Annotated in this window: 15 protein-coding genes; 6 read left to right on the top strand and 9 right to left on the bottom strand. The window is 53.6% G+C overall.

The window, feature by feature from the left end; translation table 11 throughout:
• The first annotated feature begins 83 nt into the window (after window positions 1-83).
• Window positions 84-3,461: an NACHT domain-containing protein gene (locus Pla22_RS10815; RefSeq protein ID WP_165440594.1), complete on the top strand. Its 3,378-nt coding sequence runs from the start codon at window positions 84-86 to the stop codon at window positions 3,459-3,461.
• Between the two features lie 121 nt (window positions 3,462-3,582).
• Here Pla22_RS10815 and Pla22_RS10810 read toward each other — a convergent pair whose 3' ends face one another.
• From Pla22_RS10810 to Pla22_RS10790, 5 genes are all read right to left on the bottom strand, one after another.
• Complete coding sequence (locus tag Pla22_RS10810) at window positions 3,583-4,482, bottom strand: DMT family transporter (protein WP_146514621.1); 900 nt, start codon at window positions 4,480-4,482, stop codon at window positions 3,583-3,585.
• 16 nt (window positions 4,483-4,498) lie between these two features.
• Entirely contained in the window at window positions 4,499-6,196 is a 1,698-nt protein-coding gene (locus tag Pla22_RS10805; RefSeq protein WP_146514620.1) for a cation:proton antiporter domain-containing protein, read from the bottom strand.
• An 83-nt stretch (window positions 6,197-6,279) separates the two neighbouring features.
• The gene (locus Pla22_RS10800; protein WP_146514619.1) at window positions 6,280-7,908 is read right to left on the bottom strand and encodes an AAA family ATPase; all 1,629 of its coding nucleotides are present in this window, start codon (window positions 7,906-7,908) and stop codon (window positions 6,280-6,282) included.
• A complete protein-coding gene (locus Pla22_RS10795; protein WP_146514618.1) occupies window positions 7,905-9,269 on the bottom strand; it encodes a POT family MFS transporter in 1,365 nt (454 codons plus the stop codon). Before Pla22_RS10795 ends, Pla22_RS10800 begins: the two co-directional genes overlap by 4 nt.
• 183 nt (window positions 9,270-9,452) lie before the next feature.
• Window positions 9,453-9,887: a secondary thiamine-phosphate synthase enzyme YjbQ gene (locus Pla22_RS10790; RefSeq protein WP_146514617.1), complete on the bottom strand. Its 435-nt coding sequence runs from the start codon at window positions 9,885-9,887 to the stop codon at window positions 9,453-9,455.
• Between the two features lie 480 nt (window positions 9,888-10,367).
• On the opposite strand from Pla22_RS10790, the gene Pla22_RS10785 reads away from it, so the two are divergent.
• Window positions 10,368-10,592: a hypothetical protein gene (locus Pla22_RS10785; RefSeq protein ID WP_146514616.1), complete on the top strand. Its 225-nt coding sequence runs from the start codon at window positions 10,368-10,370 to the stop codon at window positions 10,590-10,592.
• 235 nt (window positions 10,593-10,827) lie between these two features.
• On the opposite strand, the gene Pla22_RS10780 is transcribed toward Pla22_RS10785, so the two are convergent.
• The 3 genes from Pla22_RS10780 to pilM form a co-directional block, all read right to left on the bottom strand.
• On the bottom strand, window positions 10,828-12,879 hold the full coding sequence (locus Pla22_RS10780) for a hypothetical protein (protein WP_146514615.1): 2,052 nt from the start codon (window positions 12,877-12,879) through the stop codon (window positions 10,828-10,830).
• Between the two features lie 135 nt (window positions 12,880-13,014).
• Window positions 13,015-14,895: a hypothetical protein gene (locus Pla22_RS10775; RefSeq protein ID WP_207310332.1), complete on the bottom strand. Its 1,881-nt coding sequence runs from the start codon at window positions 14,893-14,895 to the stop codon at window positions 13,015-13,017.
• A 95-nt stretch (window positions 14,896-14,990) separates the two neighbouring features.
• Window positions 14,991-17,177: a pilus assembly protein PilM gene (gene pilM / locus Pla22_RS10770; protein WP_146514614.1), complete on the bottom strand. Its 2,187-nt coding sequence runs from the start codon at window positions 17,175-17,177 to the stop codon at window positions 14,991-14,993.
• Window positions 17,178-17,883: 706 nt separating this feature from the next.
• Between pilM and Pla22_RS10765 the strand changes: the two genes are divergently transcribed.
• Together Pla22_RS10765 and Pla22_RS10760 are read left to right on the top strand one after the other, a co-directional pair.
• The gene (locus Pla22_RS10765) at window positions 17,884-20,931 is read left to right on the top strand and encodes a hypothetical protein (protein WP_146514613.1); all 3,048 of its coding nucleotides are present in this window, start codon (window positions 17,884-17,886) and stop codon (window positions 20,929-20,931) included.
• Entirely contained in the window at window positions 20,928-22,265 is a 1,338-nt protein-coding gene (locus Pla22_RS10760) for a serine/threonine-protein kinase (protein WP_146514612.1), read from the top strand. Before Pla22_RS10765 ends, Pla22_RS10760 begins: the two co-directional genes overlap by 4 nt.
• Window positions 22,266-22,290: 25 nt before the next feature.
• Here Pla22_RS10760 and Pla22_RS10755 read toward each other — a convergent pair whose 3' ends face one another.
• The gene (locus Pla22_RS10755) at window positions 22,291-22,851 is read right to left on the bottom strand and encodes a hypothetical protein (protein WP_146514611.1); all 561 of its coding nucleotides are present in this window, start codon (window positions 22,849-22,851) and stop codon (window positions 22,291-22,293) included.
• Window positions 22,852-23,145: 294 nt separating this feature from the next.
• Here Pla22_RS10755 and Pla22_RS10750 point away from each other — a divergent pair, with 294 nt between their 5' ends.
• Together Pla22_RS10750 and tsaD are read left to right on the top strand one after the other, a co-directional pair.
• On the top strand, window positions 23,146-24,534 hold the full coding sequence (locus Pla22_RS10750; RefSeq protein ID WP_146514610.1) for a UDP-glucose 6-dehydrogenase: 1,389 nt from the start codon (window positions 23,146-23,148) through the stop codon (window positions 24,532-24,534).
• 91 nt (window positions 24,535-24,625) lie between these two features.
• A complete protein-coding gene (gene tsaD, locus Pla22_RS10745; protein WP_146514609.1) occupies window positions 24,626-25,648 on the top strand; it encodes a tRNA (adenosine(37)-N6)-threonylcarbamoyltransferase complex transferase subunit TsaD in 1,023 nt (340 codons plus the stop codon).
• Window positions 25,649-25,670 lie beyond the last annotated feature (22 nt).

Below are 25,670 nucleotides of genomic sequence, written 5' to 3'. Positions count from 1 at the left end.
AAGCGTGAGGCGCCCCCGCGAAACAAGTAGGCGTGAGGCTTCCTATGTCAATCGAAGGACTTGATAGATCAGGGATGAGGAAGATGCTGTCCGAGTGTTACTTACAGTTTGTTCTCCAGCAGCTCTTGAAGCTACATCACGAGTCAGGCCAGCACGAGCTTCATCAAGAGGCTGCTCCGCGATCCGACTTTCGCGAAGAGTCCCCAGATCAAGATCCAAACGGCTCCATCGCCGCTAGCCGACTGCTGAATCGGATTGCAGCGTTGGCTCGATCGCTAGGAATCCTTCCCACTGCGTATACAGAATCGCTGCCGACAATCATCACTGACTGGGAACGTTCCGGAATCTGGAACGCCGACCCAAGTCCGTCGCTTATTCGCGATTTTACTCGGTCAACTCTGCGGCGTAACTCTCACACGAAAAGCCTGACGCATGCAGGGGCGTCTCGGACCGACGCAATGCCCCACATGGCATACGGATCATGGTGCCTCGATGTGTCCGCGCAACTGGATTCGGTAGCCGGCCAACCTATGATCGCAGACGTCTTACTAAGACAGTGGCTGGATCAACTTCAAAGCCACCGTCGCTGGACACATCTTGCGTCCTCCGTTCCCGGTCATTGCGGCGAACCCATCGATAAAGTTTTCATCCATCGCGAAGCAGCGATCAACATGCCGTCGGTTCAAGCTGCAAACCGTAGTAGCATCGGCTTTCCATTGATCGACTTGCTTTCCGATACTCTTCACGAACTACTCGTGATTGGCGAAGCGAAGAGTGGGAAATCTACTCTCGTCCAATGGCTAGCCTTTCAAGGCGCAAGTGGAAACCTCGAGCACTATGACTATCCGATTGTGGTCGACCTTGTCGCCTTCGCCGCAGCCATCCGCGAACGACCATCCATATCCTTGATGGAATACTTCTGCATCTCGCTGAATTGTCCAAGCCAACAACTCCGCGAAGCAAGCGTTGGAATTCGATCGCTGTGCCAATCAAACGAGAACTTTCTCTTGCTGCTCGATAACTGGAACGAGGTTCCCCTTGATCAAAGAGATCTAGTTCGCGAACGAATTGCATTCGAATCCGAACACGTGACCACACTGATAACCACGCAGGCTAGCGGAATGCCGCAAGCGTTTGCCCAGCAGAAAAAAACGACTCTTTGCTGGCTCAAGGAATTGTCGTCCGACGTTGCATTCAACGTAGCTACCTCCACCCTCATGAATCGTTACGGGGCCACAGAAGAAACTGCAACGGAAACAGCGGTGGAAATCCACTCTCATTATCGCGAGTTTACTCAATCGCCCTTCTGGTTGCATCAGACAACTTCCGCGTTTGCAAATTGCAAGACCAGTGACTTAGCGTTTCACCAAACTCGGCTTATCGAACAACTCGTACGATGGTCTCGTCAAAATCTCCACAACGCGGACTCATCCAATAGCCAGCTAAGTCTCAATCACTTGGATGCGTTTGCAAGTCTCGCCAACCGAATGGTGTTTAACCCTCAGTGCCCAAGATGCACGTTCTTCTCCGAAGAACTCGAACGGATTGCTCAAGATTCGGGGTGTCACCATTGGCCCCTGTTACAGAGTCGACTTGTTCGTGTGGCGAACTCGACGATTGATTCTTATGCATTTGCGTTTACTGCGATCCGAGACTATTTCGCTGCCTATCATTGGCTGAACATGAACAATCATGAGACAGCCAACATCACTCATGCGACTGCCAATAACCAAAAGGTCGAAGATCAGTTCGATGCCGCAATGCAATCCAAAGAACGATTCCCGTTCCTGATCCATGCGGTACGTCTTGAACGATGCTCTTCCCTACATTGGCACGAACATGCCAAACGATGGTTGCATCGAACAGACCAATCCAAAACGCTCCTGCTGCGACTCGCCAAACTTTTTCTTGCGTCGCAAAATAGCAATCGAGCCGACGATCCGCTTTTGATGTCGCTGATACATAAAGTCCAGCGATCGCTCGATCGACCATGTTCACCGGAAACCAAACGCCAACTGCGGATGGCCCTCGATCGTCTACGCAACCCCACGGCCAACCAGACTTGGCGTTCATCTCGCCCGGGTGTCCAAGTGATTCGGCTAACCAGAGAAGATCGAAGCAACTCTTATCAGCCAAAGTCGATCGAACCGCTGACAGGCCAATTGATCGATCGCCAACTTGCCGCGGATATCTTGGCTCAGTGCGACCGCACCAAAGAGCTTAACGATTCGCTCGCAAGACTTCGGGAACACCAAGTGCATGATTTTTCGCATGTGTTGATCGATATTGCATGCGATGCCAAGACTTCGGAGGCGACGAAGCGACTCTGCCTTAAACGCTTGATGGAAGCGGGCAATCTATCGATTATCACTAGTCGAGCAAGTGACTTCGCCTCATTTGATCGAACCGCAACGATCGAGCAGGCATTGAACCTGATTGTTCGTTGGGACATCGGTTCTGCATTCACCGATCTTATCGTGAGCACTCTGCAACGATCGCCGCGACTTCAAAGCACCACTCCGGTCCTTGCAGCAATATCCGCAATCCAGGACGCCTCAACGAACCAACACCCGATACTGCGATCTCTGCTTGGCCAAGAGATTTGCCGAGTTCTTCAGAACCCTAGCCAAGTGGAAGTAGAGTCGCTAAATCGACATTTGCTTTCACTGGATCAACGGCAGCGTCGCAACGTGATCTGCGACGCAGTTCAATCAAACGTCGTTGCGATGTGGAATGACCTCACACATCCCGAACGGATTTCATCGGCCGCACACCTTAGTCTTGCCTCGCTTTTGATGCAGACTTTCCCCTTTGACGTTGCACGTGTTCATTTCGCTCAAGCAGTACGAAGAAACCTTCAACTCTTCAATGGCGAACAAAAAGGCGTTAAAGAAAGTTCACCGGAAACAGTGAGCAAGATCGTCGATATTTTGGTCGAACATATGATCGACATTGATTGCGAAACGTTGATCGAGATCATTCATGACCATCCTTCGATGAAAGAAAAGTTCTGTCACGTTCTCTTTGATCGCCAATGGATCTGGATTGGCGACCGCGTGCTCGACGACTCGGGAAGACTGGTCGCTACCAAGAAGGATCGATCGGAAACTTCGCCCTGCCTTTCGACGCCAGACGCCGTTCAGGAAATTGCGGTGGCGTTGCCGAGACGGCAACGCAGTGACTTCCTGAGTTATTGGTACATGGTGTCCGAAGGGAATGAAGGCTACCAATCCAACGACCGAGAAAAAATCTACCAGGACCTATGTCTACTGGTGGATTCTAGCCTTCCCACTGAACTTGGTGAGAAACTCGCGTCATGCTATGACGACGGTCGACCACCGGCCTTTGCGACTTGGCGAAAGAACCTTTCACGTGTCGTCCAGAGATGCGATTCTAATCCGCAGTGGTCCGCCTACCTTCATGAAATTGGGCTGGGCGTCCACCGCCGAAGTCCGAAATAGAACGGCAAGAATTCTTATCGTCCCATCGCCCAATCGTATGGCTTCCTTGCCACATCGAATATCTCTCCCAACACACTGAGACCAATTCGGGCTGATCACTCAAGGCAATCGGCACGCCTCCTTAGCCGAATGACAGCGTGAATACTCCGAGCAGCAAAATCGCGATGCAGACCGCCTTCGCTCCGACATTTTTCTCACCGAAATAGATCACCCCAAGAGCAAATGAAACGACGGTGGCAGAGCGACGAACCGGAGATACAACCGACACCAACGCATCGGGATCGGACAGTGCGGTGAAATAGGCGAAGTCCGCCGCTAACAAAAGAATTGCGATAAACGGAATTGATCGTCGCCATTGAAACGGAGTCTTGACGGAATCGTAGACGCGCCAATACACCACCAACGGTAACAAGACGACAACTAAGTAGATTGAAAACCACGCCTGGACTGTCGCCGCATCCAAATGAAACCGCTGTAGTAGAATCTTGTCATAGAGGCCACTGCATGCTCCCACTATGGTCGCTAGGATCATCCACCCGACCGCTGGGTTTCGGCGAAAGTAAATGCCTTCTTTCTTACCCACCGATGAAAGGGCGAAAAACGAGACAACCACGATCGCAATGCCGATCCACTGAAGGTAGGTCGGCCGTTCGCCCAACCAAAGCGTAGCGATCAAGATTGTCCACACCGGTCCAATGGCTCGCAGTGGACTAGCAATCGACAAAGGCAAACGCTTAAGCGCGAAGTACGCCAAAGTCCACGAGATGCTAACGATTGTCGACTTCAGCAAAATCGCCAAGTGCATCGAACCACTGATTGGGGTCACATACAGGTTCCAGGCGGCAAATTCACTGGGAAAGATTCGGCCCGCGATCAGCAATGGAATCCATATCGAAGCTCCGCAAGTCACCGCCCAGAACAACACCGGGGGAACCGCATTACCGCGCACGGACGTCTTCTTTGCCGCGTCGTACAGACCCAACAAGAATGCCGACACAACGGAAAGCAACAACCAATTCATGAGGCGAGCAACGTGCTCATTTCCGCTTTCGTCGCTGAGTGATCAACGCGTGCATGACGTCACTACGTCGAACGACTCCTAGCAATTCCATTGGCTCAACGCGAGTGACCACTGGAATGCAATCGTCCGTTTCGTTTTGGAACAGTTCAAACGCCCGAGCAGCCGGATCGTCGGGATGGAGAATTGCATTGGATTCACTCACCAAATCCTCGGCGCGAACAAGTTGCGACGCGCTGTGGTCAAACATTACATCGCTGAGCAAGGGATAGCGAATAACTCCCACCACTCCCATCCGGTCGTCGACGACCGGATAGGTATTGTCGTGTGAATGTTCGATATGGTCGATCACATCATCAAAATTGGCGGATTGCGGTATGCCTTTTGTCTTGCGAATCAAATCGCTGACCTTAACGCGGCTGGTCGTCACCGTTTCTGCATCCACGGTATGTTCGGCATTGCGTACCGCGGCTCGAAAACGATCCACCACGGCTTGGAACTGTTGTACGGGCGTGCGGCTGGTATGGTGAATCGCCTGGGCTAAGGGAACCTCGCCAGTTTCAATGAGAGACTTTCTTATGAACAGCGGGCCGATGATCTCGAATAGCACCACCGAACCAAGAATGATCGCCTGTATTGGCAATCCCAATTCCGGGTTTCGCTCGACTGCAATCGTCGAAAGAGCGATAGCGGCGCCGGCCTGGGCGAACAGACACCCACCGAGCCAAACCCGCACTTCGTTGGACTGGTTGGTCAACTTGGCGGCAACGTAAATGCCGAGCCACTTTCCCAATATCCGAGAGACGATATACACCACCCCAAGAGCGCCGGCGGCAACGAACGCTTTCGCATCCAGTTCAGTGCCGTGAGCCGCAAAGAATAGAACGGCGAGTAGCCCTGACAAGTGATCAAGCTCGTCAACAATCTTGGCTTTGTAATCCGACGTGTTGGCAACAGTCACCCCCATCACAAAGAAGGTCAACATGTAGGGGACATGCAGGGACTCATCGATTCCCAACAAGAATGTGACGGTAGCAACCAACAACACAAGCCAGCGCTTGGAGTTCAAAAACCCGCAACCGTAGCTGATGACCAGACCGCCAACGACGCCCAAAACCATGGACCCGACGATGTCGGTGACGACAATGCCAGCTTGGGAAAGAAACGAGGACGCGGCACCGCCTTGCTTCATCTGGATAAACAAGAATCCGAACTCAAAGAGCAAGATGCAAGCAAGATTGTTCATTGCCACCAGGAAGCCAGTCTTCTCGGTGATCGGGCCTTCGCTGCGAAATTCTTTGAGCACCAAGATTGTTGTGGCCGGAGCCGTCGCGACGGCAAGGCAACCCAACAAGATCGCCATGCTCGCGGGAGCTCCAAAGACCAATAACCCAAGCGTGACAAGCGAGAAGGTTGCGAAGATTTCGGCGGCGGAAAGTATTAAACAACGCCGGGCGATCCTGCGAAACTTTGCAAATGTGAATTCGCACCCTAAGTTGAATAGCACCAACGCCATCGCAAGCTTCAAGATCGGCTCGAAGATGTGCACGTGGTCGATCGGTACCAAATCCAACAAACTCGGGCCCACCAACAAGCCGACCAGTAGGTAGGCCGTCACTTTGGGAAGGTGAAGCAGATCGGCAAACACCCCGGCCGCCAAGCATACGCCCAGCAGCAATCCGAGGGTCCCGGAAATGTGAAGTTGAAAGTCTGCCATGAAGATTGACTTGACGGAAAGGATGGCATCCAAAGGCGGCAGTCTAAACGATTGACCGTTTCAACACATGTCAGGTCGGTTATCTATCCGTGGTAGACATCGGCCCAATCGGCAACTTGCTTGTGTCCGCACTTACCACATTTGACTCGTTTTCCTAGCGCCGATGGTTGCACCAAAATCCGCCTTTGGCACCCCAGGCAATCCATTCGAAGTTTGTGAGGGCGGTTTCTAAGACGTTCAATCTGCTCGTGACTGAGCCCAGGAATACTGATGTCGTCGACCGTCAAACGCGTTAATAATTCTTCGCTCAATTCCGCCACACTGGCAATTCGATCCGCCAATCGGCGAACCGTATCTTCGAATGAGTTGCGGACCAACCGCCCGTTGCCGAAATGCCGATCTCGACTACCAAAGAGATGGTCAAAGCCAATCAATAAACGATGCCGAGCTTGGGCTGGCAATTCGTATTGATTTTGCACACACATCGTTTCAAAAATCCGTCCCAAGTCAGCCGGCGAGTAATCGGCGAAGTCGATCTGGGTATTGATTCGCGAAGAGAGCCCCGGGTTGGACTGCATCATCGACTTCATTTCATTGCCGTAGCCCGCCAGGATGACCGCAAGCGAATCACGATTGTCTTCCATTCGCTTGAGCAAAGCTTGTATCGCCTCTCGCCCATACGAGTCGTCGCCCGATGTATCAATAAGGCTGTAGGCTTCGTCAATGAAAAGCACACCACCCAGCGCCGAATCGCAAAGATCGTTGGTACGTTTACCGGTTTGCCCTGCGTATTCAGCTACCAAACCAGTGCGATCCGTTTCAACCACGTGCCCACGACTGAGCATTCCCATCGAACCTAAGATTTGCCCCACGATTCGAGCCACCGTGGTTTTCCCCGTCCCGGGATTTCCAACGAAAGCCATGTGCATGCTAATGGGCATGGTGGACAGTCCCTTGGATTGCCGCTGGTTCTGCAGCCTCAAGAAATTGGCGTAGCTTTTCACTTGCTGCTTGACCTCGGCGAGCCCGATGAGACCATCAAGTTCATTCATCGCCGATTGCAAGCGGCGCTGTTGTTCCCCAGGTGAAAACTGCGGGTTCGATGCTCCGTCGTCGGGATTACCATATTGCTGTTTTTCTTGCACGACAGCATGACGGCCTCGCGATAGCGGCGCAAGCGTCTCTTGAGGCGAAGCGGGATGCAATGCCGCATCAATTTCGTGTTGAAGCGAATGCAAAGCAATTTGCTCTTCGGGCATTGTTTGACCATCGCACTTGGCCACAAGATTGGCCAATCGCATCACGATGGTTCCCACCTGGGCCTTGCTGTTGGCCAGTGCCTTGTAGCGCACAAACGGTGCGACCAACGAATCCCACGACAAGGCATCTGCTTGTTGAAACAGACCTGTCGCAGCTTCACGAAGTTCTTTGCCGCTGAGCGATTGTTGCCACAAATGTTCGATCAGCGCCGCGGCGACTCGCTTCTCTGGACCCGTCCAACGTTCGTCTGCCCGAACGATGGTGACGTAAACCTTGATGATCAGTCCACGATGCAGATCATCCATCAACTCCGAAAACCGCTCGGGCAGCCCTTCGATTTCCGTCGGGTACCGCCGAACCATCAATCGAGCGCTAGTCGCGTACAGTTTGCCACAGTCGCGCACCACGCGCCGAAGCATTCCAATCAACCGAGCTTCATCGTCTTGATTCATGAAATCGCATCAGCGGTTTCTTCCGCGGTCGGTGACTCCTGGACATATTCGCGCCCGCTATAGAGCTTGGCTACCACGATGAACAAGATTGCGGCAACAAGCATCAAACCCGTGAAGAACCAGTAATAAGTAGCACCTGGAAGCTTAGACGTACCGTCCGCGTTTGAGATGACCGCATTCACTCCAGCGGTGATGAAGTTGCCTAACGAGACCGAAAGCATATAGAAGCTCATCACGATACTTTTCATGCTATTGGGAGCTTGCGTATAGCTGAACTCTAAGCAAGTGATGGAGACCATCACTTCAGCGGCCGTAAGGATAATGTACGCCAAGATCTGCCAACTGATGCTGGGACGTCCACCGGACTGAATGCTTGATTCAATCAGCGCGCTGATCGAAAACGCGCCGACCGTGATGAACATTCCGATCCCAATTTTTCTTAGCGGCGTTAGCGTGAACACCTTATTGATCGCGGGATAGACCACGTAGCTGAAAAGGGGAACGAGGACCAAAATCAAGAATGGATTGGCGGCTTGAATTTGGCTTGAAAGAACGTTGACTCCAAAAAAGGTGCGATCCATGTTCTCGGCTTGAAGAACCCACGCGCTGGCCGTTTGATCAAACAGGCTCCAGAAAATAGCGACCAAAACGTACACAGGGGCCAAATTCAAAATCGCCTTCAAGCCATCACCGGTAAACGTTTCGCGAAACACTACCGAACCACGAGGCGGAATATGCACAAATCGGTTTCTACCGAGCCAGAACACAAAGGTTGCCACCGCCATCAATACCCCGGGAACACCAAATGCCACCTGGGATCCGTAGTTCTGCAACAGCCAGGGCGTTAACAGCGTTGAAGCAAACGCCCCCAAATTGATTGCGACATAGAACCATCCAAAAACCTTGGCCAACAAATGAGAGTTCTTTTTCCCGAATTGATCGCCGACGTGAGCCGAAACACAAGGCTTGATTGCTCCCGTTCCCAAAGCGATCAAACTTAGCCCGATCGCAAGTCCCCAGCGAGTCTCATCCAAAGCCAATGCCAAGTGGCCAAAACAATAGAGCACCGACAGGTACATGATCGTGTTGTATTTGCCGAACAACCAATCGGCGACGAAAGCCCCAAGCAGTGGAGTGAAATAGGCCACCATCACGAACGTGTGGACCCAGAACTTTGCGTCGGTGTCGCTCATCGGATCGACTTCACCGTTGGCCCCCAACAGGTACGTAGTCATGAACACCGTCAAAATGGCTTTCATTCCGTAGAAGCTAAACCGCTCGGCCGCTTCGTTTCCTACGATGTAAGGAATCCCCGGTGGAAGCGTCTCGATGGGATAGGGTGACGTTTGAAATTTTGACATGAGCGAAAGATCACGTAGGTTCAGAGGGGTAAAGTAGTTCCCAAGACGATCGCGAAGGCTTCAGCGATGATTGGCGGTGGACGACGTGGTCACATGCCGCACAAGATAGCCGATTCGGGGACTCAAGATCGATGACAGTCGGCCATCGTTGGACGCGAGCTAGGTTTTTCGTGTCCACCGATCTCACGAGGCGGCGGGTTCACCCTGGATGGTCACCACAACGCTGCGACTGCCGCCTTGATCGCGGTGCTCGCACAGATAGATCCCTTGCCAAGTTCCTAACTGCAAACGCCCGCCACCGATCGGTACCATCACCGATGCCCCCATCATCGACGCCTTCACGTGAGCCGGCATGTCGTCTGGGCCTTCAATCGTATGAACGTAGGGTAATGTTTCGGGGACGGCATGATTCATGGCCGTTTCGAAATCATGACGAACATCTGGGTCCGCGTTTTCGTTGATGGTCAGCGATGCCGAAGTGTGTTGGATAAACACCTGCATCCATCCCGTTTGAATTTGGGCGATCTCGGGCACCGATTCGACGATCTGGCCGGTTACCAAATGAAAACCGCGGCGAACTGGGGGTAAACGGAGGATCCGTTGGATCCACATAGGCATCTCAAGTGTCAGCAGGATTGTGAAGTTACAAAAAAAATTTTCGAATTCTTTTTGCAATCTACCAACCTGGTGCTGGACCCGCACCACCCAGCTTGATTTCGATGAATTCGCAATACTTCGCTGGCGGCCCTTGACGCCGCCCCCCATTGACAAGGGAATGATCACACCATGAACAGCGATCAAGGTGCGGTTCTCCCCCCTTGCGACATAGCTAGCAACATTCGCCGAAATTCATCGCTGATGCCAGTGCTTTGCACGGAGCTTTCGGAACACCTTACCTGCTCCCCATTGGCTTCGGTAAAGAACACCTAACGAGGTTCCCTAGCGTAAATTTTTGTTGACGAAAGCCCAAACACGTCAATAATCAAGCATGTGATAACAAACCGCGACAATGGACACGTCGCATCGGAAACAAGTACCACTGATTAAGGCAGATTGGATCTGCGGGTCGTGGTTAAGAATCTTTGGAAACGAAACTATATGAGCCAGTGCAAAAACGTCTTTGAAGCCATCCTTCGTTATGGTCACGATGAAGACTTTGTGCCGAACCAGGACGACAACTTCGAGCCTACCGACGCTCCTGCGGGCAGCCCGGACAAGATCGAAGTGCTTCGCAAGCGAGTTGAGCTTGGTCAGCCTCTATGGCACACGACCGACCGAGTCGACTACAGCGGCTTGACAGGTGCAATTCGCCCTCGCGAGTAATAGCGGCCAGTTTCACCGTACTCAAAAACCCCGCCTAGGACTGTCCAGGCGGGGTTTTTTCGTTGATATCGGTGTCTGCTGATTCATGCAAATGAACTGGGTTCACTCACGAACTGGGTTCACGCACGGACAGGGCACGCAACGCGATCGCTGGGCTCTAACATTCGCTGTCGCGAATGACCGATCGATAGAGTCCCAGCTCATTGCCTCATCAAGCCCAACAGTGTTGCCGAGCCTACTCGCCTCGTTCGTCAGCGTAGCTGTTCATCCGGAATTCGAACTGATCGGTCACATCATCAGACACGATTAGCTTTCCGGTGACTTCGTCATAGATCAGCATCGTACTGGGTTGTGTCAGCCCGTCTTCGACGATCGACAGCGCGGTACCGCCGGCGAGGTCAATCACTGTTGACCCGCTGAGGATTTCGTAGTCGGGAAGCTTCTTCACCTCAAGCGAAATTGGATCGACCGCTTGGGCGGCCGGAGTCTTGTGGCTAAGCACGCTGCCCTCTTCGACCTTCTTCAGAAGGATCTGGGCTCGCACGCCGGTATTCATGTCCATCTGAGTCAAAGCCAGCTCCGCCGTGGGAGCGTCTCGACGGTATTCGACTTCACGCCCATCGACATCCCAGATGCTAATCGAACCTGGGTCAACGCTTCCGGCAAACGCTTCCTGCAGGGAAGGCAACTTGACTGGATCACTCGGATCGCTCCAAGGACTCCACATGCTGAAATCTCGCTTTTCGGCTTTGCGTGCCTCATTCATCTTCTCCATCACTCGTGCTGCCACCTCGGCGGCGAGCTGGCTCGACTTGGGCTGCAAACTTGGATCGCTAGGGAAGTTTGGATCGACCACGGCGTATCGAAGTCGATAGACGTAAGTACGTCCGGGCTTTGCCGATTGCGTAGTCAGTGGATTGACAGCGAAGTCATAAAATCGCACCAACTTGTTGATGACGGGATCATCTTCCACTTTGCCCCGGCCGAACATCGCCATTCCGCCGCCCATCATCATGCTAGGGTCGCCCATCATCATTCCCGAACCACCGGGCCCAGCCCCAAAGTTGCGTGCTCCCGTTTTGGGTCCCGTCAACGCAAACTCAGCATTTTCCAAGTCAAAATCATCCGGGTTGACGGCTTCGTCGTCGTCATCACCTTGAAGTTCTTTGAGCTTTCGAATCTTAAGGTCTGCCTTGGAAAGCAATGGAATCTCAGGATGGGTAGCAAAATCGCTGTAATCATCCAGAAGCACCGGAGGAATCCACATTGTAATGTTTTCGTCGCGGTAGTCTTCTTCCACGATCTCGGGCGCGTACCCACTCCATAGCTTGCTGGCCAAAAGCGTGTACTTGAAGCGATCCCAAATCAGTTTCCAGTCATCGTCGGTTAAGTCGGCAACCGCCTTTTCGCTCACATCAGCTCGCTGGACTTGAAGATCAAAATAGATCGGCGTATCACGACTGGTGTTGTAGCCGCTGGCATCCTGAAATGCCATTTCGTAAGCCTCGTAGATCTCGCGGTGAGGCAACAATGCCGTGCCGGCAATGAACCAACCCAACTTAGGTTGCGGATTGTTCGTTGAACTTTCAGGCACGGCCGCAAACCCACGGTCAAACTTCTTGTTCAACTTGCGAGCGGGCCCCGTTGGACGACCATCGTCATTCTTACCTCGTTTGCCTTTAGGTGCAGTCGGCGGTGGACCGCCACCCATCATCATCATCATTTCTTCGGACGATGGTCCGCCCATTCCTCCCATCATCATCTCTTCCATTGATGGTTGATTCCGTGAGCCTCTTTTCGGGCGTTTCTTCTTTTCGGCTTTCTCTAGCTCATCGGCTGGCTCAAGCTTTGCGGCAGGATAGTCGTCGGGAGCCTTCGCACCTGCAAACGACAATGAACACACCACACCCATCGTGCGAATATCGCCAACGGGACTTAGCAATGGATCCTGACGTCGAATAACCGCTTCGGCGCCCGGATCGGCCCAGGCATTCTTAATCGGATAGTGTGTGGGATCAACGCGTTCGTAAAGGGTAACCGTCTTCTCAAAAATCTCACGATCGTTTGTGAATTTCCGTTCGGCGATAACTTGCTCGCTGTGGTCTTCGTCAATCTGAAGCTTCACTTGGTTCGCATCGGCGATCAACTCGTCCGGCTGGTGCTTGTTGAGATAGTTCTCTTTTCCGACGCCCTGATAAACCAAGTACCCGGATACAGCCACGATCGCTGCGAAGATCATTTTTTCAAAATGACTGATGAAAAAGTTTTTGATTTTATCAGCGTCCATCTTGCTTCTCTCTAGCTTGCCCGTGAATGGGAATCCGATTTCCGGATACCCGCGTACGAATTGCAGTGTTTTGAATTGAGTGTGAAAGTGTTGATCGCGTTACGCAAACGAATACGTTTAGCAATCCTATGAGTCTTACGAAACCAGTAACTTGCGGTCGGCAAAGTGTGACGGCGTGAAGTGCCTACTCGCATCGCCCTGATACTTTCGCCACCGCGTATCGCTGTTTAGCCATGAGACCGCCCGGTCGGGCGGATCCTTCGCCGGCGAACCAGTAACCGGCGCACTGTCAACGGCAGGTTGCGCCGGCGCTTCGCCAGCAGGATCGGCTGCGGGTCCAGTCCCCGGATCGATTTCGGGTTGGCCAACTCCAGGAGCACCACCTTCAACAGGAGCACCGCCGTCAGCAGGTGCTGCACCATTTGCGGGTGCAGCGTCAGGAGTCGGCAACACATCGTTTTGATCCGCGACAGGCTCGTCACGTTCTTCTTTGGCTTCGCCGTCGCCGCTGATCGTCGCAACAACCTTGTCGACCGTTTTCTCTGTGATCTTTTCCAATCCCAACTGTTCGCGATTCATCGGGTTGTAAATGTAAATCAGTCCGTAAATTTCTACGGTCATATCGAGCGGGAATTCATCGGCTGGCTTCGTTGAGGCTGCTGTACCGCCGCCCATCATCGGTCCCATGCCCATTCCCATCCCCATGCCATCGTCCATGGGCGGCCCACCACCACCCATCATCGATCCCATACCGCCACCGGAAGCTTCCGACGCACCTGACTTGGGCAAAATGCGAACCTGTTCGACTTCGATCATTAGCTTCGCGCTTCCGCACGCGGCAAGAAGCTCGGGGACGGATCTTTGATTCATCTTCAACGACATCATCACGGGAATACGTTTGGCTACCGCGAGAGCGACATCGGTAGGTTGATTGCTCTTAAGTGCTTTTCGAAGTGTGCTGCCTTTGATTGGCTTCTTAGACTCGTCAACGTAGCGATCATCGGCAGGATCGTTCCCTTGTGACTTGGTTCGCGAGGATCCCGGACCACCGTATCCCGCGCCGCCCATCGATCCCATCATCGCTGCCATCTCGGCTTGCTGGGCCGCCATTTGTCCCATCTCGCCTCCCATTCCCATTCCCATGCCGGCTTGACCGGGCGAGGCAATAGAACCAGCGACGAATTGCACCGAGCTACCAATACTTAGTCGATTGATTTCGTGAATCTTGGCTTGGTAGGGCTGTTGCGCCGCACCGTTGACGGTAGCGATGATCTCCATCATCTGCCGCCATATCCAAAGGTTCTCTTGCGAGTAGTAGATGTTCAAGGTGCTCGGAAGCCCGGTTGCCCGCCATGGGAATAAGTCCGACAGCAGACCTGACTGACTACTTTCGTCCCACTTCACCAGCGGACCGCCCTTTGCACCGGTGATGTCAACGGTGGGGCGGTTAAAAGTCGATTGCATCCCGGGGGGTCCACCCATTCCCATTGCCGCGGCGCTTTTGAAGCTGGCCGTCCATTCAGTGCCACCAATCTTGGCGATATCAGGCAACACGTTTTCAATATAGCGAGCGTATCGACTTCGAAGCGTTGCAACAATTTCTTGGCTAGCGGGCGTCGGGAAATCAACATAGACCTCAATCGGGACTTTCGCCTTCCCATTGATCATGAACTTGCTGGTGAAGTCTTCCTTTAACTCTTCAGTCGGCCAAGTCAAAATTTCCTGTTGTCGTTCAAACAGGTTGTCCCAGGACTCAAGCACATCGTCTTGCCGTCTCGTGATCAAATCCTGCATCTGCGCGTGAGAAACCGCATTGGGATGCGTAGACAGCTTGGCTTCCACACTCGCCACTTCGCTGATTGCCCCTTCGATTTTTCTAGTCTGCGAGACACGCTCTTGGTCGAGTGCCGAAGTGGCGGAATACCAGAAGTAAGACGACAGCAGCAGGACGAAGGAACAGCCGATCCAGAATCCGTACTTCAAGACGATAGCGAGTTGTTCTTTGACTTGATCCATGACGATCGACTCGGCAGTGGGGTGGTGTAGTTGAGGTGATGTGTTTCGGCGATCAGGATGATCGTCGATGCAATGGGATTGCAGACTAACAGTCGTTAATTGGCTGCAACTTTGTTTCCGTTCTTCGCTTCTTTTTCAGCTTCTTCTTCAGCGAGCCGTTTTGCTTCGAGGCGGTCTGTCAATTCGTTCGGTTGCCAAGCCACTTGGAAAATGAAGTCCAGTTTCTTGACTCGGATCGTGGGCAGCTCAACATCCTCATCGGGCTTGTCGTTTCTGCCCGCCGCAGGACCTCCGAAGCCGCCCATGGGGCCTCCCATTGGACCGCCCATTGGACCGCCCATCATCGCTGCGGTGTCATCTGGTTCGTAGTCAGGATTTGGTATGGTTTCCCATTTCGCTTCTTCGACGTTCAGCAGCAATGGATAGGACAGCCCCATCTCTTTCATGGTAAAACTCTCGAAGATCGGTGCGCCTTTTTCATCTTTGCCCACCGGAACTTCGACCGACTTCTCCATGAAGTTGGTGGTCATGTAGCGACGAACATGGTTGTTCTCTTCGGTACCAAGTCGTTCTCGTTCTTCGCTGTTGTAGTAGTGGTAGCATGTCAACTGAATGACCCAGCCCGGTCCCGTCGGCCCCTTGTCTTTTTCAAGTGCCTCTAACTCTTCTTCAGTAAGTGGCTTTCCAATCACTTGTCGCCAGTCGCGAACTTCGCTGCGATAACGATCAGCAAGTTCCGCGGTGAACCATTCTTTCTTCAGATCTTCGAAGTACTTCGTTTCGATCTGTTCTACTTGAATGTCTTTGCGATCCTCATACTTTTTGATGTCCTTGCCACCGTTGGGATCCAAGCGAGGCACCGCGTCGTTGACGATCTTTAATATTTCGAGCCATTTCAAACGCCGTTCGGCGTTTCCGGAGACCTCTTTCCCCATTTGGTTGAGGTACTTCAGCTTTGCTTCAAGCATGCTGTCTTCGGAAATTTGTTGGCTCGAATAGGACGAAGTGGTTGATACTGCAGTCGTTGCCCGTTTCCACAATTCGTCTTCGGTCGTCGCCCAACTTTTTTGAGTGAACATGTAGTGCCCCGTCATCCCCATCAACAACGCGGCTAAGGCAGCAATCGTCCAGGGCTTTTTGGCGCGAATGAGTCGCTGGGTCAGAATTTCGCGGGGCACCAAGCTGGCATGGACCTGCGACACACCCAGACCCTGCAAACACAGTCCATAGCAAACAGCAAACGTCGGTGCATTGTCGCGGAACGTTGGAATCGCCATCACGTCTTCACCGCCAAGGCGATTGAAACGATCAATGACGTCGACGTCGAACCCAAGGTTCTTACCCAGGTAGGCTGCCAAGCCCGGCATTTTCACGGTATTGCCGGCGATCAACATCTCGCCGATCTCGGCCTTCTTGTCGATGCTTCGGAAGAAACCGATCGATCGCTGCACCTCCGTCACCAAGTCATTGAAGACCGGGCGCATGGTTTGGAAGATTAACTTCGGATCAACGGCTTCCCGTGCGTTTCGTTTGAGGTGCTCCGCCTTAGCGAAGGTCAACTTCAGATCCTTGGTCAACTGACGAGTAAAGTGATTGCCGCCAATCGGCATGCTACGTTGCCAGATTCGAAAACCGTTCGTGATAATCAAGTCACTGCTGTCAGTGCCGATCGACAACAAGACTGTTGACGGCGGTGGGTTATCGACGTCGAACACGTCGTTGTCGACGCGTTCGTGCATCCGGTCATAGGCGACCATGTTGTAGAGTGCCAGCGGAGCAAGTTGCACTTGGTCAACTTCCAAATCCACTTTTTGGAATGGCGCGAGTTGGCGGTATGCCATTTCGCGTTTCATGGCGAACAAACCAACTTCGCTTTCCAGGGCATAGCCTTCTTCGACCATGCTGCCCGGCATCATCTGGAAATCCCAAACCACGTCGGCCAAGTCAAACGGGATTTGTTGACGTGCTTCGTAGCGAACGATGTCGGCGATTTTCTTGACTTCGACCGGCGGCGGCTTGAAGAACTTCGCCAGACCGCTTTGGCCCGGCACACTGATGCAGACCTTGTCCGAACCGGATGCGTCGTTGCGTTCGAGCAACTGGACGAGAGCGTCGTGAATCAGCTCCTCGGGATCCGACTCGGGTTGGCTGAGGATCTTGGGGTATTCGATCAAGTCGAACGCGTCCGCGATCACTTCGCCATGTGAAAGAGTGCAGTGGAGCGCTTTGAGAGCCGTTTGTCCGACTTCAATTCCCCAAACGCCATTGCTTGAGCTTGCCATATTGAATCAGTTCAAAGTTGAAAAAGTTGCCGAAATCATCGTCGAATTCATGTCGTCGAAATCATTGTCTTTGATGGGTCCCGTCGATCGGACCTGCATCGAAATGAGTGGCCCACTGGTCGACGCTAAGTCGCCCCACGCCGCATTCGAACCTCGAACGTCAACGTAGGCCAGTGACCCCAGGGGGTCTTATTTGTCTGTTAAAGCACTAGTTTACAGAGAATGACGTCATTTCGCGCCCTTTATTAGGCTCGGGATGCCAATTCGCCTGCGTTTCATTGCCGGTTATCGGTTTTGGAATCAGCCACGAACCCTTTGGTGGTGTTGGGGAACGCCTCGAAACCCGGATCGACGTTGTGATCCACACTGGAATTCACACCCAGAATTTGACTGTGAATCCCTGTCGTGAATGGGAATTTGCCGACCTCGTGGACCCAACCTTCCCGACGGAACCTTGCGAACTGAACCTCGTTGGGCTTGTAAACCGAATCAAAGCTGTGTTGATTACGATTAATTGTGCCGCCCTTGTCGGTCCAAGGTTTGCCAAATTTTGCCGTGAAGGCAGTTCGAGTGACTGCCGGGTGGTAACGCCGCTGATGGCCGATAAGTTGTTGAAAAGTAAGGGGATAAGTACGTGAGTGCTTTGTTCACTCACCCCCTCAGTCTATTCGTTTTGCAACCCACACGTCAAATTTTTTTCCGATCCATGGCTACTGCTCAAGAGTGCTGCGTCTTGATTCCTGTCTCGACGCTGGAAGACTTCCCGTCCGATCTTAGCGATCGTGACGCTTGTAGCCTTTTGGCGGCTTGGACCGTGCTTTGGCACCCGGAATTGATCGCACGCAGCGGGCAGGTTCCGCAGTGGTACCGGGCTGACGCGCCGCCCGAACCCAATTTGGACGCCGCGCCCAATCCGAACGTGGATTCACTAGACGATCACTCCACGACCCACGCTACGGACTTTGCCGGTCGAGTGATCGCGGTTCCCTCGCCGTCCGAAGCTAAATTGCCCCCGGGCTACATCGACCGAGCGAAAGCCGCCGGTGCAAAGTGGATCAGCGGAGCTAACCGAGACGAGATGGCGGCGGCTCTGGGTCTTGAACCCGTTAGCGATCAAACCTTCGGCGACCAACCTCACACTGAACGCACGATTGGCGTCGACGACTTCTATGCTGCTGCTTACACGTCGCTGCAAGTTCAAATCATGACTCGCCGCCTGCGGTACACCAGCAACCTCGACCAAATCCATTTTGAAAGCCGCCTCGTTGCTGCCGCTACCGCCTTCGTCGAGAAGCGAACCCAGGAAGCGATTGAAGCGTTACACGAGGTCTTCGACGCTTTGGCCGAAGAACGCGACCATTATTTCACGTCCGACCCTCACTTGGTCGACCTGATGCTGGTGACTGGCTCGACGGCGGCGAGTGCGATTGCGCAACTAGCCAACGCTCCGCTGCATGCGTCCGAGAGTGCCGATGAAAGCTCGGTTTTGCCTACACCCATCAATGCTTTGCTGGACACATCCGCGCTCGAGTACTTCGCTTCCCAAGCCGACGAAACAACAACAGCCGTGCAAAGTCGTTTGCGTGACCAGGACCTGGGCTGGGCTGCTGGCGGTCCCGAGAAGAACCTTCAGTTCGATACGCTTAGTTTTGCCGACGCCGCCGCAGCATTCACGCAGTCACACGAACTAGCAGTGCGTTGCATCGGCGCTGCTCCGCGAGTTTACGCAAGGCTCGATGGTGACACGCCGTCGGATCTGCTTGGTGAAGTCGCGAGGCTCGGGTACAGCGGAATTATCCCCATCAACTTTGCGGCTGGCTCCGGCTTCGGCGAGGAAGCGAAAGTGACGTTACCTATTCCGGGCGGCGATATTGAAGCGTTGACCGCCAAGCCGATCGACGCAGCAAGCGATTCGTCATTCCTCACCATCGGTACTAAACTTGGCGAGTCCATCGACAATGGTGAGGTTTCAACTGGGCTACTCGTTCACTGGCCCGGCCGTGTTTGCGATAGTTTCCGTGACTTGCGTCGCGCCGCGTCATGGTGCGTCGCCCTGGGACGGTTTTGGAAGATTGACGAGTACTTTCATCTTGGCGAACGTCCCTACCATCAAGGTGATCTTTCGGTCACCGGTCCTGCTTCGGCCGACGACTTCGTCGCTCGCGTGACGAGCCAAAGCGTCAATCCGATTTCTTCTTTGGCAGATTCGTTCTGCAAATCGGTCACCAGTCAGCGTGACCAACTGTTCGTTGCCATGAACGGCCTGCTCGCCAACTCGCTTCCGAGCGTTTCCGACTCGACATCCGGCGCGACGCTAGACGATGCGATTTCATCGATGGTGGGTATTATTGGTGGCGTTCCGAGCGACAGCGCATCTTCGCGTTTGGTTCTGAACTGCCAAAGTACTCCGACGCGTATTGACATGGACGTGCCGCAGAAAATTGCCAACGGCAAACACATCTATGGAATTTCCAAGCAAAGCAATCGTTACCACGCAACGATCGATGTTCCTGCTTTTGGATTCGCGATTGCAAACGCAGAAGGTTCGACGGCAAGTGTCACTTCTCATTCCTCGTCGAATGCATCATCGACGGAACCAGCATCACGCGACGACCTCGGCTTTTCGCCTCTCCGGTGGGCTCGCGATAAATTCCTGGGCAAGCCATCCACCATTGGCGAACGCGGCCGCCTGCATAACGAGTTCATGGAAGTTGCGATCAGCGACCAAACCGGTGGCGTGTCAGGAGTCTACAGCGGCGGAGTCCGTGGCAATCGGTTTTCACTTCGCTTGGTGGCGTGCGGCTACGATGCAACGAACAAAGATTCCGATGCTTCAACCATGCGGTGCCAATCACTTGAAGTCTTGGAATCATCCGCCTCACGTGGTGTGATACGAGCTCAAGGTGTGCTTGAGCATGAATCAAAAACGTTGGCGAACTTTGTGGTCACGTACACGCTTCGCCGCGGGAGTCGATTGCTGGAAACCGAGATTGAACTGGACAACAAAATCGAACTAGGTGGAAACCCTTGGAAACGATACATCGCCGCTCGCGCCGCGGTCTCAGGCGATTCGGCTATCCCAAGATGCCTGATTCGCGAAAAAATCCATCGAGTGAGCAGTCGACGTCTTGTTGCTCCGTTGGGCCTAGTGATTGACGAGGCCGAGCGAAAGACGTTGATCACATCGGATGGCTATCCTTATCACCGTGTCGTGGGCGATCGTTTCTTTGACACCCTGATTCATGTTCAAGGCGAAACGCAGTCGAAATGTTCGCTTGCCTACGGATTCGATGTTCCTCATCCGGTCGAACAAGCGATGTCACGAATTGCGCCACCCATCATTCGTTCGGTCGAATTAAAACCGTCGGTTGAATCGACCGGTTGGTTCGCGCACGTTGCACCGAGCAGCGTTCGTATCAGCGGAATGAAATCTTATAGCCAGCCCGACGGATCACTCGCCGTTGAAGTTCGCTTAATCCAAACAGTGGCACGCCAATGTCAAGTAAAGTTGCGATTCTTTCGTGACATCCAGACCGGTTTTCTTCTTCGCGATTCCGCGATTGCTATGCTGAACCAATGGCGAAACGACCGGGAATCATTAGCGGACGAAACACTGGTTTGCGAAGGCGGGGTGTGCAACGTTCCCATGAAGAGCCACGGAGTCACCGATGTGCTCATTCTGTTTGCCTCTACATTGGGATCTGGTTCGTCCGCAGAGTCTCCCTCACCCACTGATCCTAATTCCGTCGCATGACGCAACCCTCTTCATCAACCGTGCTAACCTTTGCCGAAGCCGCCGTGCGAAGTGGCTTGGTGAGCGAGCGGAAGTATGCTCGGGCAGTCGAGCATGCCGGCACGGATAACGACACGGTTGTCGCAGAAACGCTGGTGATGAGCGGCATTATCACCAAGTACCAAGCCGAACAACTGCGTCAAGGACGCACGAAACTGTCGCTGGGGCCGTACCTTATCACTGACTTCATCGGCCAAGGCGGTATGGGGCGAGTGTTCAAAGCTGTGCACCGAGTGATGGGGCGTGAATGTGCGGTCAAGGTGTTGCCGCTGGAAAAATCAACTGCTGAATCTCGCGGCAGCTTCATGCGAGAAATTCGCACCCAAGCTGGCCTCGACAATCCCTATGTGGTTCGCGCATTCGATGCCGGACAGGACGGCAAGATTCACTACTTAGTGACCGAGTACGTTCCGGGAACGGATCTGCGGCAAATGGTTCGCAACCGCCTTCGCGATGGGCTTGGTCCGCTGACCATGGAAGAGGCGGCCGTGGTGATTTCTCAATCAGCTTTGGGGCTTCAATACGCGCACGACCTTGGGCTGATTCACCGCGACATCAAACCGGGCAATATCCTTGTTACGCCCGATGGTCATGCGAAGCTTTCGGACATCGGACTGGCTGCCTGGAGCATGGGTCTGCAAGACGATCCCATGGCGGGCAAGATCGTGGGCACCGCTGACTATCTTTCCCCTGAACAGGTTCGTGATCCACGTTCCGTCGGCCCAGCCAGCGACATCTATTCGCTTGGATGCACGCTGTACTACACCGTTACCGGCAAGGTCCCGTTCCCCGGTGGCGATTCGCGATCGAAGTGTCGACGGCACTGCGAAGAAACACCCTGGCACCCTCGCAACTTGGCGTCTGATTTGACCGAGGACTTTGTCGATGTAATCGCGGACATGATGGAAAAAGATCCGGCTCGACGCATCCCATCGGCGGCCGAAGTCGCGGAACGCCTGGAACCTTGGGCCAATGCGGGAATGGCTCCCATCGCACCGGCAACGGATTTGTCTGAACAACGCCAATCATGGACGCCACCACCACCGCCAAACGAACCCTCCCAACTTCGCGAGCCTCGCGAGATCATCGACGCGTCGGGAAGCGGCGCCGTTAATGGAGAAACAGAAGCGGCGCTGCACGAGTGGAGCGAGTCGAGCTATCCATCAGGGATCGGATTGCAAACTTCATCGCGACCATCTCATACCGTCGCCATTGCAATCGCGTTGTCGATCGCCGTCCCCCTAAGCCTGCTGGCGGGCGCCATTGTTGGCTTCCTGGTTCGAGGGCGGATTTAATTAGTCGAACTGGCTATTGCGATCGCTATCGGCCGCGATCAAACATCGTCGCGGTCCAAACAAGCGTTCCTAGCTTCAACTCAACCACCGGTTCTCTGATGCTAACCACGGTCACACCATCGATGCGATCGCCGACTTTCATGGATTTGACACCCGACTTGGTGCGAAGCAAAACCGTGGGTTCGTGAATACTCGCAAAGCCAAGCACTTCGATATCGGCAACCGAAGCCGTCGCATCGTTGACTTCAGCTTCCTCGCCGCGACTGGGGTAGTAGAACGGGTTGTCGCGATCGGGAAACGGCGGGCTATAAGTCGAAGTGAATTCCGGATCTTCGCCCGAGTTTGCACCGCGCCCATCGGCTTCGCCTTTCAACTTGCTTAACGCTACCGAGAGCGGCGAATCTGAATCCGCATTGCTTGACTGCGACACATCACCCGTGGACGACTGCTCTACCACTTCACGGATAGAGTCAATGGTCGCAGCGTTCATGCCACATCCGCTTGCCAAGGGGATTGCCATGACTCCTACCAGGACGCTGGCGAGGACATCGCCGGAGGTTTGGAAACTCAAAGCACGGAAGTTCACGGTTTTGTCCCTTGCGACAACGCAGAAGTCTCGAAAAGTTTTCAGAAGCGACAAAAAATCGCCCCTATGGTTTTTCGGTCGAATCTGGCCCCGTGAAGTCGCTCGAGGTGAATTCGGTCGTTCTTGACGATTAGGCAATTTGGAACCCCGGGTCGCAAGATCAGCTTTAGGATCTCATCTTAGAAAGCGAGCCTGCATCCGGCCGCGACTGAACTATCATGTCTGGCTTGCGTCCTGGCTTCACGCCATTTATTCCCCGTTTGGGTTGCGATATTTCGCAACCAATTTGTTGCTATGAAAATCTGCTGTATCGGCGCCGGTTACGTTGGTGGTCCCACAATGGCGATGATCGCCAAACAATGTCCCGACATTCAAGTGACGGTCGTTGACCTCAATCAAACCCGAATCGACGCTTGGAACTCGGACGATCTTCCGGTCTACGAACCGGGTCTAGATGAGGTCGTCCAAGAGGCTCGAGGTCGCAACTTGACGTTCTCGACAAAAGTCGACGAGGCGATCGCAGCCGCCGACATGATTTTCATCTCGGTCAACACACCCACCAAGACTTTCGGAATGGGTGCTGGCCGAGCCGCCAATTTAGAGTTCATTGAAAAATGCGCTCGTCAAATCGCTCGAGTTTCAAGTGGCCACAAAATCGTTGTTGAGAAATCAACGTTGCCCGTCCGCACCGCCGAAGCAGTCAAGCGAATCCTTTCCAGCTCAGGTAACGGTGCCACCTTTGATGTGCTCAGCAACCCGGAATTCCTAGCCGAAGGAACCGCCGTCGAGGATCTCCTAAAGCCAGACCGTGTTTTGATCGGTGGCGAATCGCAAGAAGCGATCGACAAGCTTTGCGATGTGTACGCAAAATGGATTCCCCGTGATCGTATTTTGACGACGAACCTTTGGAGCAGTGAACTTTCTAAGCTGACCGCCAACGCATTCTTGGCACAGCGAGTCTCGTCGATCAACGCGATCTCGGCACTTTGCGAAGCGACCGGCGCCGACGTTGACGAAGTTGCTCGCGCTATCGGCACCGACTCGCGAATTGGTCCCAAATTCTTGAAGGCCTCCGTCGGCTTTGGTGGCAGTTGTTTTCAGAAGGACATTCTGAACTTGGTTTACCTGTGCGAACACTTTGGACTTCGCGAAGTGGCCGCGTATTGGGAACAAGTCGTCAGCATGAACGACTATCAAAAACAGCGATTCACCGAGCGCATTGTCAAGACGATGTTCAATACCGTCAGCGACAAGAAGATCGCGATCTGGGGCTACGCGTTTAAGAAAGACACCAACGACACACGCGAATCGGCTGCGATTTACATCTGTCGCGATCTGATCCGCGAACGCGCCCGGGTGGTGATCCATGACCCTCGCGTCAGCGAAGGCCAGATCCGTGCGACGCTTACCGAGGCCTGCACCGACATGCAGGGCAACATCAGCGACTTAGACAAACGCTTGATCGCCGAAAACGTCAGTGTGGCGAAGGATTGCTACGAAGCATCCAAAGGTGCTCACGCTGTGGCAGTGATGACAGAATGGGACGCGTTTAAGGAACTCGATTTCACGCAGATTTACGATTCCATGCAGCAACCTGCCTTCGTTTTCGATGGTCGCAACCTGCTCGATCGCTGCCAGCTCGAAAAAATCGGGTTTGAGATTCACGCGATCGGCAAGTCCTAGCGAAATGTCCGCAGGAGGTGCTGGCGTGGCGAGCTTTCTGTTGGACCGCCAACCCTCCCAGTGATCGCAACCGTACGGTAGAACAACCGTCATGCCGATCTTAACTATCGAATCGACCTGCGACGAAACTGCTGCCGCCGTCATCAACGATGACGGCACGGTTCTTGGCGAATGCATTGCAACGCAAGAGTTGCTGCACGAGAAGTTCCGTGGAGTAGTCCCTGAAATTGCCGCTCGAGCTCACGTTGAACGGATCTTGCCCGTGATCGACACTGCGATCAAGAAGGCGGGTGTCAAACCGAGCGACCTGTCCGCGATCGCTGTCGCCGATCGACCGGGCTTAGCTGGTTCATTGTTGGTGGGCGTTGTCGCGGCGAAAGCATTAGCACTTGCGTGGAACAAACCGCTGGTCGCCATCAATCACCTGCACGCTCATTTGTACGCCTGTCAGTTGGCCGTCGACGTGCCTGTGTATCCGTGCATCGGACTGGTTGTCAGCGGCGGCCATACTAGCCTGTACCACTGCACATCGCCGCTGGACTTGGAATACCTTGGCGGCACGATTGACGATGCGGCCGGTGAAGCCTTTGACAAAGTGGCGGCGATGCTAAGCCTTGGATTCCCCGGCGGCCCTGCCGTTTCGGCCCTCGCGGCGTCGGGAAACCCAAAGGCTTATGACTTTCCGCGTTCGATGATCCACAAACCGAATTTTGATTTTAGTTTCAGCGGACTCAAGACCGCCGTTCGTTACGCAATTGTCGGTCCGGGACAAACCGATTTTTCAAAATTGAAATTGGCGGATCAAACCAAGGCTGATGTGTGTGCATCGTTCGAAGCGGCGGTGGTGGACGTGTTGGTGAACAAAAGTCGCAAAGCAGTTCAAAAGTATGACGTCAAACGATTGATTGTCGGTGGTGGTGTGGCAGCCAACCGAAAACTTCGCGATGGGCTGCAATCGGCCGCGGACTCAGTCGGCTTTGATCTGACCATTGCCCCAATGAATCTTTGCACCGACAATGCGGTGATGGGAGCGATCGCACTTGAGAAAATCAAACGCGGCGAGTTTGCCAGTTACGACCTCGATGTGACTCCCGGTTTGCAACGTGGGTTTTAATCTGTCTTTTCAGGACGCAAAC

Source organism: Rubripirellula amarantea (assembly GCF_007859865.1).
Taxonomy (GTDB): Bacteria; Planctomycetota; Planctomycetia; order Pirellulales; family Pirellulaceae; genus Rubripirellula; species Rubripirellula amarantea.
The sequence above is the reverse complement of the archived record's forward strand: the minus strand, read 5'-3'. Positions and strand labels throughout refer to the sequence as shown.

Excerpts from the sequence above, each read along its gene's own strand:
- Pla22_RS10815 (WP_165440594.1), top strand. The coding sequence starts at position 84 with ATGCTGTCCGAGTGTTACTTACAGTTTGTTCTCCAGCAGCTCTTGAAG.
- Pla22_RS10765 (WP_146514613.1), top strand. The coding sequence starts at position 17,884 with ATGGCTACTGCTCAAGAGTGCTGCGTCTTGATTCCTGTCTCGACGCTG.
- Pla22_RS10785 (WP_146514616.1), top strand. The coding sequence starts at position 10,368 with ATGAGCCAGTGCAAAAACGTCTTTGAAGCCATCCTTCGTTATGGTCAC.
- Pla22_RS10760 (WP_146514612.1), top strand. The coding sequence starts at position 20,928 with ATGACGCAACCCTCTTCATCAACCGTGCTAACCTTTGCCGAAGCCGCC.
- Pla22_RS10790 (WP_146514617.1), bottom strand. The coding sequence starts at position 9,887 with ATGCCTATGTGGATCCAACGGATCCTCCGTTTACCCCCAGTTCGCCGC.
- Pla22_RS10750 (WP_146514610.1), top strand. The coding sequence starts at position 23,146 with ATGAAAATCTGCTGTATCGGCGCCGGTTACGTTGGTGGTCCCACAATG.
- pilM (WP_146514614.1), bottom strand. The coding sequence starts at position 17,177 with ATGGCAAGCTCAAGCAATGGCGTTTGGGGAATTGAAGTCGGACAAACG.
- Pla22_RS10780 (WP_146514615.1), bottom strand. The coding sequence starts at position 12,879 with ATGGACGCTGATAAAATCAAAAACTTTTTCATCAGTCATTTTGAAAAA.
- Pla22_RS10795 (WP_146514618.1), bottom strand. The coding sequence starts at position 9,269 with ATGTCAAAATTTCAAACGTCACCCTATCCCATCGAGACGCTTCCACCG.
- Pla22_RS10810 (WP_146514621.1), bottom strand. The coding sequence starts at position 4,482 with ATGAATTGGTTGTTGCTTTCCGTTGTGTCGGCATTCTTGTTGGGTCTG.
- Pla22_RS10800 (WP_146514619.1), bottom strand. The coding sequence starts at position 7,908 with ATGAATCAAGACGATGAAGCTCGGTTGATTGGAATGCTTCGGCGCGTG.
- Pla22_RS10805 (WP_146514620.1), bottom strand. The coding sequence starts at position 6,196 with ATGGCAGACTTTCAACTTCACATTTCCGGGACCCTCGGATTGCTGCTG.
- tsaD (WP_146514609.1), top strand. The coding sequence starts at position 24,626 with ATGCCGATCTTAACTATCGAATCGACCTGCGACGAAACTGCTGCCGCC.
- Pla22_RS10775 (WP_207310332.1), bottom strand. The coding sequence starts at position 14,895 with ATGGATCAAGTCAAAGAACAACTCGCTATCGTCTTGAAGTACGGATTC.